The organism is Shewanella violacea DSS12 (genome assembly GCF_000091325.1).
Lineage (GTDB): Bacteria > Pseudomonadota > Gammaproteobacteria > Enterobacterales > Shewanellaceae > Shewanella > Shewanella violacea.
In genome coordinates, this window is sequence record NC_014012.1 from 4,328,612 (window position 1) to 4,345,576 (window position 16,965).

The window sequence follows — 16,965 nt, forward strand, 5'->3', positions numbered from 1 at the left end:
CACGAGCTGACCATGACCACCACAGTCATTGGCGGTCAATGGAGCGTAACCGGTGTAGATCTGACGGCTTTCGATGATGGCAGCTTAGTGGCAGAGGCCCAAGTCATAGATAAGGCCGGTAACAATGCCACGGCGACCAGCGATATCCCCATAGATACTCAAGCCAGTATCACCATAAATGTAGATAGCGGCAAAGATACTGTCATTAACCAGAGCGAAACACTAAGTACTGACATCTACGGCACAGTTAAAGATATTGAAGATGGCCAGACAGTTAGCCTTGAAGTTATCGATAAAGATGGAAATTCATTAAGCTTCACCACTACAGTGACCTTAGGTCAATGGAGCCTAGATAACACAGATCTATCGGCACTGCTTGATGGCCCATTAACCTTCAATGTATCGGCCACAGATTTGGCAGGCAACCCAGCCCATGCAGACCTTGGCCGCTATAAAGAGACTCAGGCAGCCATCACCATAGGGGCCATAGACACAGACGGCGTACTCAATGGTATTGAGTCCGCCGCGAGTCTGCTGGCAGGTCTGGTCGACAATGTAGAAGACGGCCGCCCTGTTTTAATCACAGTCACAGATAACTTAGGCACCAGCCTGACATTTACCAGCACAGTGCGCAACGGTGTATGGACAGTAAAAGATGCGGATCTTTCATCCTTAGCTGACGGCAATCTCATATTACAAGCCGACACCTCAGATCTGGCCGGCAACCTTGCTAGCAACACCAATACCATTGAGAAAGATACCGGTCCGGTTAAGGTGACGATAGAGATAACTACTGGTAGTGACGATACCCTAAATCAGTTCGAATCCCCCTCGACAACACTTAATGGCCAGACACTCAATATTGAAGATGGTCGGATAGTCACTATCACAGTTACCGATATCAATAACCGCAGCCTGACTTTTCAGGCCCTAGTTAACGATAACCTGTGGCAACTGGATAATGTCGATCTTAGCTCTCTGGCCGATGGTGCCATTGCAGCGACGGCGGATGTCAGCGACATAGCTGGCAACAATGCCAACGCCATCGATAATAAGCATAAGAATGTCGTTGCGGATATTGAATTTAATCCAGCCACAGAAGATCAAACCCTAAATGCGACAACGGTTCAATCTGCCCTCTTCCAAGGCGACTGTGTAGATATAGAAGATGGTCAGACAGTGACTGTGACCTTCACAGATAGCAGCAATAACAGCCTGACATTCACCAGCCAAGTGACGGGCGGACAATGGCTAGTCAACAATCTCGATCTGAGCAGCCTGCTCGATGGCGACATCAGTGTCACCACCCAAGCCATAGATATTTATGGTAATCCGGCCAGTGATACCACATCACTGCATAAAGATACTCAGGCCCAGGTATCCATCGAGATCTTAGATAACAATGATCTCCTCAATCCCCAAGAGATGACGACAGTTATAATAAGGGGAAGCGTCACTAATATCGAAGACGGCCGCACTGTGACTGTGACCCTAACCGATGGCACCAACACGGTAACCGACACCGCAATTGTTACCGCTGGCATATGGCAACTCTCGGCGCAAGATCTCTCCGGCTTCGAAGACGGCATGCTTACGGCAACGGCTAATGTCATGGATGCAGCAGGCAATACTGCGACAGCTAACACAAGTACGCCCATCGACCTCCTCGCCAGCGTGACTATCAGTGTCGATACCAGTCAAAACGTCAGTGATGCCATCATTAACGCCGCCGAGATGAACAAGGTGGATATATCCGGCACCACAGCAGATATCGAAAATAATCAGACTATCACTGTGGTGGTACGTGATGCCGCTCTCAATGAATTAACCTTTACCACCACTGTCATCAATGATGTGTGGAATATTAATGATGCCGATCTATCCAGCCTCACAGACGGAGCGCTCACTTTCGACGCATCTGTTAGCGATCTGGCGGGCAACTTAGCCACCAGCAGCACCTCTGCGCTCAAAGACTCACTCGCAAGCATCACAATAGAGATAGACACTGGCAGCGATGAGTTATTAGCCAGCAGTGAGCTAGGCGCAGTGCTAATCTCTGGGACTACGACCAATATAGAAGTCGGCCGCACAGTGACAGTAAAACTTACTGATTTTTCAGGTAATACTCACTCGGTCAACACCTCAGTACAAGCCGGTGGTCAATGGACTATTCCGCTGCAAGACTTTATTGCTTTAGGCTTAGTCGACGGTCTGCTTACCGCCACGGCGACAGTGACAGATCTCGCGGGGAATCCAGCCACGGCATCGGATACTGCGACCTTAGATACTCAAATAACCATAGATATAGACACAGGTGTCAATGGCTTCGATGTCAGCCTGTTTATGTCTGGCGGGCAAGATTCTCTTGCGGGGACGACCACAGGTGTGGAGCAAAACCAAACTGTGACGCTAACTGTCACTGACGGAGTCGATACAGTCAGCTTCACGACCTTAGTAAACGCCGATGGAAGTTGGCAGTTCGATAGCCTAGATGTCTCCGGCCTTAATAAAGGCAGTACTTGGGCCATGGATGTAGATGTCAGCGATCTCGCGGGCAACAGCGCTCAGGATCTGATGCCAACACTGGATCTGCCCGATGCTCATTCTCTGTTTGAGGTGCACTTAAACCTAGATCCAACCACCAGCACCACAATCGACTTCGATATTCCGGATGCTGTACTTAAGATGTCGGCAGATCAAGCCAAACTGCTGACCATGACCTCAGATAATCAGGCCCTCAGCATCAATGTTGCCAGTGATGGCTTATCTTTCACCCTAACCCGAGATGGTGACGGTGAAACAGTGATGACAGCAAGCTTAGTCGGCACAGCTTTGCAGATCACCTTACATCAGCCCTTTGATGAGCTTAATGGCATCAACACCACGACTCATATTCAGCTCGAGGCGCTGCAGACTGACAGCGATGGTACCACTGAGCAGATCATCACCTATGCTGTGCTCAATATCTACGATACACCACCTTTGCCGGTGGATGATAAGGTCAGCGTCATCGAAGATATGACCTCTAATGGTTCTCTCACCAGTAATGACGGTACAATCGAAGGACCTCTGGTACTGACCAAGATCAGTTACTTGGGCACAGATTATCCCATTACCCTAAGTACTCCAGCCGTTATAGCCACAACTCAGGGGACTCTGACGGTACAGAGCAATGGTAACTGGCAATTTGTAGCAGCAGATAACTTAGACAATACCCAGAATCAGAGCTTCGAATTTGACTACCATCTAGTCGATATAGACGGCAGTCCAGCCATGGCCACCGCAAGCTTCACCGTCGAAGACGGCGCAGCAGGTCAGATGGCAGATGTGCAGGTGTTTAGCCAAGAGGCAGATATAGATGCCAGCCTGAATAGAAGTGAAAACTTCACCATAATCGGAGGCTCAGATACACTGCAAACATCGAGTCTGGCTTTCGATTCGAAAGCCCCAAGTAATCTCGATAACCAGATGCTTACCAGCGAGGGGAAACTCATTAAGTTTGAGCTGTCCGCCGACGGTAAGACACTGACAGCATTTACCCAAGGCACGCCCGACGTCACCATATTCACTCTCAGCTTGACTAGCATTAATAATGGCAAGGATCTCGATGTCACTGTGACCTTCGACCAATTCAGGCCCATGGATCATGATCCTTTAAATATCTTAAATATAGATACCAAGATCACCGCAACTGATAGCGATGGAACTGAGATAGGCTTAGGTAACTTGCAGTGGCAGATACGTGATGGCAACAATCCTCAACTGACAAATATCAGCCAACTGACCTTCGCCGAAGATGCTCTCGTAGGCCCAGCGCTACAACAAACTGGACAGTTCGATATCTTAGTAGGCAGTGATGCTATCACCTCGGTTTCTTTCTCTGACATAAGCCAACAACCAAACCTGACTTCAGGTGGCCAGACTATAGTTTACAGCCTCAGCGCTGATGGCCTGACCTTGACGGCACACACAGGCGATATTTCTAATCCGGTATTTGTCATAGAGTTAACAGCAAGCTGGAATGCACAGACAGATAGTGTGAATCAGGATTACACCATCACACTGCATCGTGCCTTCGATCAAGTCGGTGGTGAAGACTTCGACTTCAAACTCACAGTCACAGATTTTGATGGCGACAGCACTCAGGCCACGCTAACCATGACGGTCAATGACGCCAGTGCAGCGACCATAGATAGCATCAGCCTGAGTGTGAGCGAAGTGCCCTCGGTTACTGGTTTCAATAATGATGATAGTGGACTGTTTAAGGTCAACGCCAGTAACGACCCCATTGTCGATGTACTGTTCGATGTTGTCGATGGAGCCAAAGTTAACAATATCGACGGCACCACCTTGACTCAAAATGGAGAAGCCATTCACTGGGTGATCAAAGACGATGGCGCCACAGTAGAAGGAGTGACCACCAGCGGTGAGCTAGTATTTACCATATCCTTGCCCTTAAATATCAATATTGGCGCGGGAACCAGTGGCACTATCGCCATCGATTTCACCTTACTCGGCTCCATAGATCATTTAGGCACGGCCGACTTGATGGACTCCTTGGCTGTAAACGTCAAAGTTATCGACAGTGACAACACCAGCACCACAGGTCAAGTCAGCATAGATATTTATGACGGTAAGGAAGCCAGCTTACCCGACCCTGTGACACTCCACATTCTAGAGGGGGATCTCATCACCTCTAGCGTTATTTCCACCAATGGAAAAATCAATGCCCTGCCTGGCGGAGACGATATTGCCCGTATCGAACTCGCCGATGGTTTCACCTTAGGGGCCTACAAGAGTGCAGGACAAAATATCAGCCTCAACGGGACTCCCAATGGCAACGGCTGGTATATAGCGACGCGAGACGGCGATGGCCATATAGTATTTCAGATTAAATTTGATGCTAATGGTCATGTTAAATATAAACAATTCCTCTCCCTAGATCATGCCGCTGGCAATGGAGAGAATGACCTGAATATCGACTTCCAGGTCCAGGCCCTAGATGCCGATGGCGATAAGTCTGCCAGCCAAACGGTTACAGTCACTGTCACCGACGATGTGCCCGATGCCACCGCAAAGACCTTATCGTTTTTCGAGTCAGCCAACAAAGTCCACAGCGTACAGATGTTCTCGACAGACGAGCAAGGCGCCGATGGAGCCAGCGTCACTAAGGTTATTTATAAGGGCGTCGAATACGACACTGGGGTCATCATAGATCTGATGACGGATGCGAATCCTAAGTCGGTAAAATATGGTGAACTTGTCGTCGATGAAAATGGTCTGGCGACCGTAACCTCATTCGAATTCGCTTATGCCGCTCCTCAGTTTAGTGAGATGGTTAGCATTCAAGTTACCGATACCGACGGCGATATAGTCATAGATACCTTAGCCATCACGGCGAAAGATCAGCGAGGTTCGGTAAAAGTATTCACCACAGATTTTGTCGAAGATACCTCAGGTACTGTGGCCGTTCAGGCCTCTCTGGGAGATATCGATGAGGGTGAAGCCATTACCAGCCTGGTCTTCGATACAGCCGCCCTTCAGGGGGGAATACTCTTGTTAGAGGGGGTCGAGCTGCCCAAGGATGGTGCGGGTAACTATATTCTGTCCGGCGGTGATCTCAATATCGACGCCATCACAGGCGTGGCTACTCCCAACGGCAACTTAACCTATACTCCGGCGGAGGATGCCTCAGATGCGACCGTGACAGCATCATTCGAGATCACGGTGAATATCGTCGGCAAGGACCCACTCACCACCAGCGTCCCTATTACCATAGCCTCTGTGGCCGACGTACCTATATGGGATAACGCCAGCATATTTAGCTATAGTCTCGATGAAGATGACTCCAGTATAAGCTTAACACTGGACGCCAATTCCAAAGATGAGAATGGCGTCGATGCTCAGGGCTCTGAGAGTATCTCCTATATCATAAATGGCATTACTCCTGGTCTGGCTCTGAGCTCAGCCGGAGCCCCAATCACCAATGGTATGACCATCAGCCAGCAACAAGTCGACAACTTGGTCGCCGAAGTCGGCGCTAACCTAGCCGGACGTTTCAGCTTCACGATTCAGGCTCTGACCACTGAGGGCGATAATGGCGATACGGCCCTTAGCACCATAGAGACTGTGGCATTCGACGTCACCCCGATAACGGATAAGCCCACGGTCACCACTCGGGATATTCGCAGTGAAGAAGACGCCCCCATACTGCTCAAAGATATGCTCTCGGGTAAATTGACCGATGATTCAGGCTCTGAAACCTTAAGCTTTGAATTAACTCTACCCAACGGCTGGTCGCTACAGGGAGATTCAGTGGTCGATTTGGGTGGCGGTGTCTGGACAGTATTAGCCATAGATGTACTCTCGGGCAATGCCCAGCTGCTGCCCGCTACAGATGCCAGTTCGGCAAATTCAGGGGACTTTAGTATCAAGGTTCGCAGTTTTGCTACCGAATCGAGCCAAGATGGTATAGATCCCAAAGATGATCTGTTAAATCCAAACCCTAATTATAGCGATCCCGATACCCTATCCATCTCACTCAAAGGCGTCGCGAACGATGTACCTACCATAAATGGCGATCCCGCGGTTTGGACCATAGATAAGGGCACAGGGCTCATATCCAGCGTAGTTAATTTCAAAGAAGATCAAAATATTCCACTCGACTTTAGCATAGTGACCTCAGATGACGACGGATCTGAGACCTTAGATCTGCGCATAGCCGGCTTACCCCAAGGGGTCATATTTGTCGACGCTAGCGGCACTCAGGTTAACTTACCTGTGGTCGAGTTCATCAACGGACAGCCCGTATATGGTGCATCCGCCACCTTGTTCGCCACTTTAAGCCTACAACCTTTGAAAGATTTCAGTGGCCAAATCAGCTTAACCATTTTTGTCGAGTCTACCGAGCTAGATGGTGACTCTTCAGACTATCAGCTGACCCTGAATATCGATATTTCTCCTGTGATAGATGCCAATACGGTCTCTCAGGTCACCACGAGTTATGGCTTAGAAGATCAAGGCTTCCCACTGGACTTCACCCCATTTTTGGGCTCAGACTCAGATGGCAGTGAGACAGTAACCGGCCTTATCATACCGTTTCAATCAGGCTCAGGCTTTATCTTCACCTTAGATGGCACCGAGCTCACGATTCCCATATCGGGCCTAGATGTCAGCACCTTACTCGATAGTACGAGTCCTGATATTGAATCCTTACTAGCCTCGGGACGACTGACGGTAGTGCCGCCACAAGATGCCGATGGCAGCTTTAGTTTCGATATTCAATACCAAATCACAGACACCTCCGAGACGGGGGAAACCGTAAGCGAGTACGTCTCCACCCAAGTGACTGCTATCGTCGATGCTGTAGTCGAGGCCAATACCCACCTTAAGGCTAATCAAACCAATCTGATTAGCACAGATGGCAGCGCCATAGATCTCACCAATCAGGTACTATTTTTCGACGAAGATATCGATGGCTCAGAGGTACTCGATTATGTGGTTATCATAGTGCCTAGCGCTGATGGCTGGTATATCAGTCATCCCAATGGCGCCATCAATGATGGTAATGGCCACTGGATAATTCCGGTCGAGGCCATGACCAATGACACCACACAGGAATCCGCCTTAGATATTCTTGCCGGGGCGACAATCATCAGTGAGTTTGCCACGGGTCCGCAATTAATTACCGTCGAAGCCAGAGTATTGGACAGGGACGATGCCGAAATCATCAGTGCTAACTTCTTGGTTCAATTCGATCAAGATGCCGGTACCAGTACAGCAAGCGTACTTGACCCGTTACAAGCCACCCCAGCCGACGCCATCGAAGATAATGTTATCGACTTTGCCGGCCATCTCAATCTGAGCATCACCTCAGACATGAACGATCAGATAAGCTTCAGGGTGTTGGTCTCAGACCTACCACAAGGTGGCTACTTCACAGGCTCCGATGTAAGAGCCGTTTATAACGCTAGCGGCGAAAATGTCATCGAATATACGTTTACCTCAGCCTCTCTGGCAAATCTTCAGCTGCACAATATCAGTGCCGATTATGCCGGTGAGCTTAATATCCCTATCCGCATCATAGCCACAGATACCATAAGCGGTGATACTCTGATTGACGATAGTCAGGTGCTTGAGATAGAGATCTCTCCCTTAGTCGATGGCACCTCATTGACTATCACCAACAAGACTATGCTGGAAGATCAGCCTATCAGCTTAGGGATCGCCCTTAACTTCCAGGACTCAGATACCAGTTCGACAACCGGTGGCAATGAAACCCTTATTTTCAACGACCCAGGCAAACCTATCTCAATCACCCTCTTAGATGGTGGTGGCTTAAACGATCCATCTGGCCTCTGGAGTCTAAAAGCCGGTACAAGCGACACTTACCTGTTCGCTGGTAATAATCTGGTTACGCTTAATGCTTCTCTGGCACTGATTGAGTTTGTGCCCCCTGAACACCTAAGTGGTGATTTCCGCTTCAAACTTACGGGAAGCATAATCGACACGGCTAGCATTAATGGTAGCGATGTCACCCATGAGGCGAGTTTCGAAAATATCGCCACCATCACAGTCACGCCAGTGACAGATGCTGCCGACATGCCAACCACCACTCAGACCCTCACCGGACTCGAAGACTCAGATATAGACCTATCTGCACTCGCTAACGGCTCGATAGGTCTTATCGATCTCGATGGTTCTGAAGTGATCTTCTTGAGCATACAAGGGGTTCCGGAAGGTGCCGTGCTTTATTACCGCGATGGGGGAGATCTGGTACAACTCCCCAACAATAGCGTCGATGGTGGCAGCTTCGATGCTAGCCCAACTTATTCTTGGTCTGTGACTCTGGCTCAGCTTGCTAATCTGGTCATGAGACCACCTCAAGATTTCAATGGTGATATTCCCTTATCAATCCAAGCCATTACTCAAGAAACAGGCACTAACGACTTTGTCACCGCCTCCACCAATATCATAGTAGGCATATCTCCGGTGGCCGATGGCGTACAAATTATTCAGGCACCCGAGAGCCTCTACGAGAGTCTTGAAGATGAGATCATAATCATAGATCTAGCAGCCGAAGCGTTAGAGTTATCAGGGAGCGAACTGCTGCAACTCACCATCACCATCACCTCAGCCGATACCTCAGCCTTGGTGGATCTTAATGGCATCAAGGTCGGTAGTGACTTCGTCTCCTTCACAGATCTCGGTGGCGGTGTCTTTAGCGCAAGTTTACTCATATCGGCCAGCAAGCTGTCTGCATTTGAATTGCATCCGGGTAATCTTGCTTTCGGCACTTTAAACGTGCAGATGGATATCGCCTCGGTAGATAAGGTGGCGGTTCTGGGTACAGATGAAACAGACACCAGCGCCCCTCAGACCATATATTTTGATATTGAAATAACGCCTCAGGTCGATGCGCCTATCTGGACTCAGGTTGGCGACATTACCGCTAAGGATCCTAACCAAGTATCTCTGAACTTAGGAGTCGATCTACAAAACCCTGCGGCCACAGAAACGGGGAACCTGAGTATCTCAGGCCTTCCCGATACCATGACACTATCAGCAGGCAGTAAAGTGGGTAACAAGTGGATAGTTAGTCTGGATGATCTGACAAATCTTAAGGTTATCGGCGCCGTCGATGGCGATACATTCCAGTTGAATTTAGAGCCTGTAGCCGAGCTCAATGGCGATACGGCGCTGGGCTCTGTGCGCATTATCACAGTTACAGTCGATATCAACGCCATCATGATGCAGGGTGCTCCCATAGAAAACTTGTTTAACAGCCCACAAGATATTATGGCCCCACAAGAGATGATGCTGAGTCCTGCACCTGCAGGCGCTAAGACAGTCTCTGGTTCTGGTTCTAATACTGATGTTAACAAACAGACATTAAATGACGAAGCGCCTCTGTACTCGATTAATACTGATGCGAATAAACAGACATTAAATGATGAAGCACCTCTGTACTCGATTAATACTGATGCGAATAAACAGACATTAAATGATGAAGCGCCTCTGTACTCCATTAGCCCAGACGTTAATACAGCTTCTGACTCAAGTTCAGGCTCTGGCTCAAACTCTAGTTTAAATAATGACGCTAATAAACAGACATTAAATGACGAAGCGCCTCTGTACTCCATTAGCCCAGACGTTAATACAGTCTCTGACTCAAGTTCAGGTTCTGGTTCAGGATCAAATACTGATCCTAAGCAAGATCTGGACGATGCATCCCCCAGTTATCATGTCTCGGGCAGTAAGGATCAAGAAACTGCGACGGAATTGACCCAAGCATTATTAGCCGAGTCCATAAGAAATTCATTTTCACAGGATGAAGCACCGCTCTACCACATATCCTCTGAGTCGAGCAATACACAGGCTTTACCCTTTGCCGATGGAGCAAGCCGGGAAGCCCTCAATAATCTGCAAGATGAGATTAACTTGATGAGCCAAGTTACATGATAGAGACGAAAGTGAACAGTGATCCAATTTTAGCTATTGTCTTAATTGCGAGCCAAAATCTTGGATTGAAAATAAACAGTGAACAAGTCACCAGTGGCCTGCCTTTAGTCAAAGGTAAGCTCACTCTAGACTTGATAGCCGATGCCTTCATCAACGGCGGAATTGAGGCTGCCCCCCAGAGCCTGCCAATCAAGAAGATGGCTCTGCCTGCGCTGGTTTTCAACCAACAAAAACAGCCCTTCTATCTCGATAGCAAAGATGGATCGACACTGACGCTCTACGATGTTGAAGGACAGACACTCACCTTAGATATGGCCGAATTTAAGCAGAGGTTTCTTCGTGATGCCTGGTATTTATCACGTAGGGCTGAACTTGACGATCGAGCAAAAGAAAATAGCATTCAGACATCGAGACATTGGTTAGTAGCCGCATTCGATGAGGTAAAGCCATTCTATATGAGCTTCCTGTTAGGATCCCTCGCGATCAATATCCTAGCTCTGGTCACTCCCTTATTCACCATGAACGTGTATGACAGAGTCGTGCCGAATCAAGCCATGGACACCTTATGGGTGCTGGCTACCGGGGCTTCGATTGCAATTGCCTTCGACTGGCTGCTCAGACAGGCTAGAACTCGTCTGGCAGATGTGGCGGGGAAAGAGGTCGATATCAGGCTATCTAACCTACTGTTTCGTAAAGTTTTGGGCATGCGTCTGGAACATAGGCCTGCCTCGTCGGGGGCCTTTGCCAAACAGTTACAAGAGTTTGACAGCATCCGAGAATTTATCACCTCGGCCACCTTAGTGACCGCAGTTGACCTGCCATTCACCTTGTTGTTCTTGGTACTCATAGCCTGGCTCGGTGGCTATATGGTACTTGTGCCTATCACTTGTATGGTGTGTTTATTGGTGATCAGTTTTTTCATGCAGAAGAAACTCATGGCCAGTATCGAGCACAGCTCAAAGTTTTCGACCCAACGTCAGGCACACCTGATCGAAACCCTCAACATGTTGGTGGAAACTAAACAGAATAACGGTGAGGCTAAGGCGAAGCACATCTGGGAAGACACCATCAAGAACTTGGCCGATTGGCAAAATGAATCCCGCATCGCCTCTAATACCTTGACCCATAGCGTGATGAACAGCCAGCAACTGGTCACCATAGGGCTTATTCTCACCGGTGTATATCAGATCTACGCAGGCAACCTGAGCATGGGCGGACTGATCGCTATCGTTATGCTTAGTGGCCGAGCCTCCAATGCCATCAATCAGATATCCATGTTATTGCTGAAATTTAAGCAGACCCAGTCTGCGATAGTCGCTGTGGACTCCATTTTAGCGCTACCTCAAGAGCAAAATAACAACTTAACCTCATCATCAAAAGTCCCCTTCGATGGCTCTATCACCTTACGTTCGGCCAGCTTCACTTACCCGGATCAGCCGATACCTGCATTCAATGATTTAACTGTGACCATCAAACCCGGTGAACGGATAGGCCTCTTAGGTCCCGCAGGCGCCGGCAAGTCGAGTCTGCTAGCGGCAATAGCCGGACAATACCAGCTGACTTCGGGACAACTTTTTTACAATCAATTGGAAGCCCGCCAATGGTCTACGGCAAAGATACGTGACCATATTGGCTATATGTCTCAGCAACCTAATCTAGTCTATGGCAGCGTGCTGGATAATCTACTTTTTGGCCTCAAAAAGGTCGATGAAAACCTGCTGGCCAAAACTCTATTAACCACGGGAATAGATAAGTTAATGGATCGTCTCGGCAGTGGACTGGATAGCCAAGTGGGTGAATTCGGACGCCAGCTCTCCGGAGGTCAGAGACAGGCTATCTCATTGGGTCGCGCACTGCTTAGACAACCTAAGCTGCTACTCCTGGATGAACCCACTAGCGCCATGGATGAACGCGCCGAAAATCAAATCATCGCCTGTCTTAGATCTCAGCCCAGAGATTGCACCATGATCATCTCTTCCCACAACCCTAAAGTGCTCAGTATTTGCGACCGCATCTTAGTGATGGACAAGGGCGGCTTGATCACAGAGCAAACACCAATGGATATGACTAATTCACTTAAGCGTCGCATTAAGGCGGTAACGATTCGACCCAAAGAGGAGCAAGCAGGATGATGCCGCACAAGTTCACACTTGCTTACTCACAGCAATTAAACGTTCACGCAAGAGGGCTAACTTATGGGCGCTAATCTTCATATTAAGCACCTCGAAGGTGCCAAACGCGCTAATCGACTCATACTCATAGTGCTGGCACTTATTGTCAGTACTATCGTTTGGGCTCACTGGGCCACATTAGAAGAGGTCGTCATCGGCCAGGCTAAAGTCGTCCCCACCCTGGCAGTGCAACAGATAGAGAGCCTGGATGGTGGAATATTAAAACGTATATTAGTTCGTGAGGGCGAGATAGTCACAGCGGGTCAGGCCTTGCTGGTTCTCGATGAGCTAAGATTTGCTTCGGCTTTCGATGAAGCCCAACTGAGTCGCAAGGCATTACGTCGTCAACGGGCACGCCTCGAAGCCGAACTCAAGAGCGTAACAATAGAAAAGTTAGCCAGCCACTGGTTAGCTAAAATCACAGTTAATCCCCACACGATCCAAGTTATCGATGGTGAACCGAGTCAGAGATCTGAGGCAATATTCCACTCACGCCTGTCACAACTTAACGCGCAACTCGATCAGGCCGAGCAAGCCGTCGAACAAAAAATACAAGCCTTGGAAGAGAATCGTATCATCACACGCGCTCAAATCAGCGGTTTAAAACTGGTCCGCAAAGAGATAGCCATGACCAGAGAAGCTGTCGATGAAGGCGCTGTCGCTGAGCTGGAACTGCTCAAGCTAGAGCGAGATGAGATAAGGCTCGAAGGGGAACTCTTGGCATCAAAAGCCATGGCACGTCAGCTAAAGGCGGTTAAGAGCCAAGCGATTGGAGAGAGACTCACCTTAGCCCTAGATTTTCGTAACAGAACCGAAGCCGAACGCAACGAAGTGATCAATGAACTTGCGGGTCTGCAAGAGAGCATCAAGACCCTGGCCGATAGGCTAGATCGCACCAGAATATCATCACCCATAGATGGCAAGGTCACCAATATTCTGCTGCGTTCATTGGGCGCTGTCGTGGAGCCTGGAGAGCCCATAATGGCAATAGTGCCTTCAGATGGAGCCTTGATTATCGAGACTCGCATCGCCCCAAAAGACATAGCCTTCGTACATCCTGGACTCGAAGCCACGGTGAAATTTACCGCCTATGATTTTGTCATTTATGGTGGCCTCAAGGGTGAAGTTATCTATGTCAGCCCAGATGCCCAGCAGCTGGAAGATGGCACCACTTATTACGAAGCCCATGTGAAAACCAATGAAAATATGCTCAATGGCTGGCCAATAATCTCAGGGATGCAGGCCAGCACAGATATTCTTACGGGAAATAAAACCGTTTTAAATTATTGGCTAAAGCCACTTTTACGCGCAAAAGCCAATGCGTTACGTGAACAATAAGGTACGGATACTATGAGAAAACTTATACTCATCCCACTATTAGCACTGTCTAGCCAGGCTCAAGCCCTGACGCTGGAACAGTCTGTGGCTGAAGCAATAAATCACCACCCTTTACTACAACAAAAATATGCTAAATTCGAGGCCGCAATAAGATATAAGCGCGCCGCAGTGGGTGATTACTTGCCTCAGGTACGCTTATATGGCGGAGTCGGTTATGAAAATGTCCGCTATAACAGTGGTCAGAGAATCGATAGTGAGCTGACTCGCACCGAGATTGGAGTTAAAGTTTCTCAACTTATTTTCGATGGTTTCAGAACCACATCGGAGATCGACAGGCTAGAGTTTGAGAAAGAGGCGGAGCGTTTTGGCCTCATCTCCGAGGCTGAAAACCTGAGCCTTGAAGTTAGCCGAGTCTATCTGAAACTTATCATGGCTAACAAGATAGTCGGACTTGCCGAGCTCAATATCGAAGAGCATAGGGAGATCCTCAAGAATATCCAATCGAGACAGAACAAAGGCTTAAGCAGTGAATCCGATGTTGCCCAGGTAAGGGCCAGACTAGCAACCAGTCAATCCGGCTACTTAGCGGCACGCAATAACCAGATGGATATGCAGGCTAAGTATTACGATCTTGTCGGTGAACTGCCCAAAAATCTTATTAACCCTATGCCTGATTTCGAATATGTGCCTAATTCGCTCTCCTACGCCCTAGAACAAGCCATTAAAAATCATCCTGAGATTGATGCCGCGATCTCTGACACCCAAGCCGCCAGCGCTCAGCATGAGCGTGAGAAGAGTGACTTTTGGCCTAAGCTTTCTTTAGAGCTGCAAGCCAACAAGAATGACAATATCGGCGGTATCGAAGGCCCGGATGAAGATGCCAGAGCCATGTTGATGCTCAGTTACGATATCTTCAACGGTGGTTCAACCATAGACAGAACCGAAGCCGCATCATGGCGTTACCAACAGGCCATGGCGATTCGAGAAAATACCCAAAAACAGGTGGTCGAGAGTACTCGTCTAGCTTGGAACGCCTATGACTTTGTCGGTCAACAGCGTAGCTTTTACAGGGAAAACGTCGATCAAGCCGTGATAGCCGAAAAGGGTTACATCAAGCAGTTCGAACTTGGCAGACGCTCACTACTAGACGTATTAGATGCGAAAGTAGAAGTCTTTCTGGCGCGAAAAAACTATATCAATGCCCACCATAACTACCATATAGCGGCCTACAGATTGATCAACGCTACGGGACAATTAATGAAGTCTTTCAGAATAGATAAGCCGACAACCTGGAGCGAAGATAAATAATATGAACAATACAATATCAAGTGTACTTATCACACTGACTCTGGGCTTAATGTCGGGCTGCGCTCAAACAGCGACACCTTATCCGGCTCAGGCACAGACTAGAGATCTACTGGATACTGATAACGATGGTGTGATCAATGCCAGAGATAATTGTAGACAAACCACAAGCGGTGCCATGATAAATAATGATGGCTGCTCTAAGAGCCTGAATCAGATTCAGGAAAGAACCAAGGTGGTCATGTTTGATTTCGACAGCTCACATCTAACCAATAGCGAAGTAGGTAAGGTCTCTGAGCTGTTAGGCGACCTGATGAACTTGCCTGAGGCTAGATTGCTGCTCATAGGCGATACTAGCCCTGAAGGTAGCGACAGTTATAATCGTGCATTGGCTCAACGTCGTGTCGATACCATACAGGAACTTGCCAAAGAGGTTGGCTTTCCAACTCAGAGTATCATCAGCCAGACCTATGATCAGAGCGACCGAACACCTACCTCTATCTCAGGAAGGGAACACAGACTGATTGCCGTGGGCCAATGGCAAGAATCTGGTAGCCAGATGATGTGGAATATCTTCACCACAGAGTCCAAAGCCAAAAGCCAAAAGCCAAATAATATTTGATGTCTAATATTAGCTCCAAACCCTGAGTATATTTGAGGTAAGTTTGGAGCTATTTATCATATTTCATTGAAGATCTTATCCGATGAATATCGGCCACTCTCTTACGACTAGCCGATGACGACATCTCTTAATGATGTTTTTTGCGGGCCTTTTTGTGGACCAATGGCAAGAATCTGCTAGCCAGATGATGTGGAATATCTTCAGCTCTGAGCCCAGAGCCAAATAATATTTGATGTCTAATATTAGCTCCAAATCCTGAGTATATTTGAGGTAAGTTTGGAGCTATTTATCATATTTCATTGAAGATCTTATCCGATGAAAATATAACCCCCCTCTTACGACTAGCCCATGACGGCATCTCTTAATGATGTTTTTTGTGACCGGCGCAAGCAAATGAGATGTTTAGATGTGATCCAGCCGATCATTACGGCGTACAATTCTTCTCCTAACTGGCACTCAATGATTAAATACCCTTAAAGATCCTATGGAAACTAAGCTAGTCCTTTCTCTCGAGCCTGAGGTATTATCATGAACCAGAACATCAAGGCATTACTTGCCACTACAGCCCTCTTCTTTAGCTCCCAATCTCTTGCAAACAGCGGCACTGTATTCGAAGATGAGCTAGATGGCGCAATCGCTACATACAGCAAGGAGAAACAGGAAGTGATATTAACCGGATTAATACAAGCGCAAACCTTAGTCACCGAACTCAAAGATTTTACTCAAGACTACAAAGAGTATCGGGTAGATTTAGCGGCACTCACACCACTGAAATCACTCAAGCAGCCAACTGAAATCATAGTGCTCATCGGCACCTGGTGCCCGGATTGTTATCATCAGACTCCGCGTTTCATCCGCATCATGGAAGAGGTAAGTAACCCCAATATTAAGGTGACTTATATTGGCATAGATCGCACTAAAACCGATCCAGAAGGCTTAGCCGCCCAATATGAGTTTAGCCGTATCCCAAGTTTCATCGTGATGCAGCAAGGCGAAGAGATAGGTCGAATTGTAGAACAACCAGAAGTATCACTAGAGATAGATCTGGCTAAAATATTAAATTAATCA

General features: G+C 48.0%; 6 protein-coding genes. All 6 read left to right on the forward strand.

Going from position 1 to position 16,965, the window contains the following annotated elements:
* Positions 1-12 precede the first annotated feature (12 nt).
* The 6 genes from SVI_RS17980 (at position 13) to SVI_RS18005 (ending at position 16,962) form a co-directional block, all read left to right on the forward strand.
* Positions 13-10,461, forward strand: coding sequence for a T1SS-143 repeat domain-containing protein (locus SVI_RS17980; protein WP_013053081.1), 10,449 nt, complete (start codon positions 13-15; stop codon positions 10,459-10,461).
* On the forward strand, positions 10,458-12,593 hold the full coding sequence (locus SVI_RS17985) for a type I secretion system permease/ATPase (RefSeq protein ID WP_070108860.1): 2,136 nt from the start codon (positions 10,458-10,460) through the stop codon (positions 12,591-12,593). Before SVI_RS17980 ends, SVI_RS17985 begins: the two co-directional genes overlap by 4 nt.
* A gap of 63 nt (positions 12,594-12,656) precedes the next feature.
* Positions 12,657-13,970 carry an HlyD family type I secretion periplasmic adaptor subunit gene (locus SVI_RS17990; RefSeq protein ID WP_013053083.1) on the forward strand — a complete coding sequence of 438 codons (1,314 nt, stop codon included), beginning with the start codon at positions 12,657-12,659 and terminating at the stop codon, positions 13,968-13,970.
* A gap of 12 nt (positions 13,971-13,982) precedes the next feature.
* Positions 13,983-15,278 (forward strand): TolC family outer membrane protein, encoded by a 1,296-nt coding sequence (locus SVI_RS17995; RefSeq protein ID WP_013053084.1) that lies wholly within the window; start codon positions 13,983-13,985, stop codon positions 15,276-15,278.
* Between the two features lies 1 nt (position 15,279).
* Positions 15,280-15,897, forward strand: coding sequence for an OmpA family protein (locus SVI_RS18000; RefSeq protein ID WP_013053085.1), 618 nt, complete (start codon positions 15,280-15,282; stop codon positions 15,895-15,897).
* Between the two features lie 528 nt (positions 15,898-16,425).
* Complete coding sequence (locus tag SVI_RS18005; protein ID WP_013053087.1) at positions 16,426-16,962, forward strand: thioredoxin family protein; 537 nt, start codon at positions 16,426-16,428, stop codon at positions 16,960-16,962.
* The last annotated feature ends 3 nt before the right edge of the window (positions 16,963-16,965 follow it).

Coding starts and splice junctions, on each gene's coding strand:
- SVI_RS17980 (WP_013053081.1), top strand. CDS start 13: ATGACCACCACAGTCATTGGCGGTCAATGGAGCGTAACCGGTGTAGAT.
- SVI_RS18000 (WP_013053085.1), top strand. CDS start 15,280: ATGAACAATACAATATCAAGTGTACTTATCACACTGACTCTGGGCTTA.
- SVI_RS17985 (WP_070108860.1), top strand. CDS start 10,458: ATGATAGAGACGAAAGTGAACAGTGATCCAATTTTAGCTATTGTCTTA.
- SVI_RS18005 (WP_013053087.1), top strand. CDS start 16,426: ATGAACCAGAACATCAAGGCATTACTTGCCACTACAGCCCTCTTCTTT.
- SVI_RS17990 (WP_013053083.1), top strand. CDS start 12,657: ATGGGCGCTAATCTTCATATTAAGCACCTCGAAGGTGCCAAACGCGCT.
- SVI_RS17995 (WP_013053084.1), top strand. CDS start 13,983: ATGAGAAAACTTATACTCATCCCACTATTAGCACTGTCTAGCCAGGCT.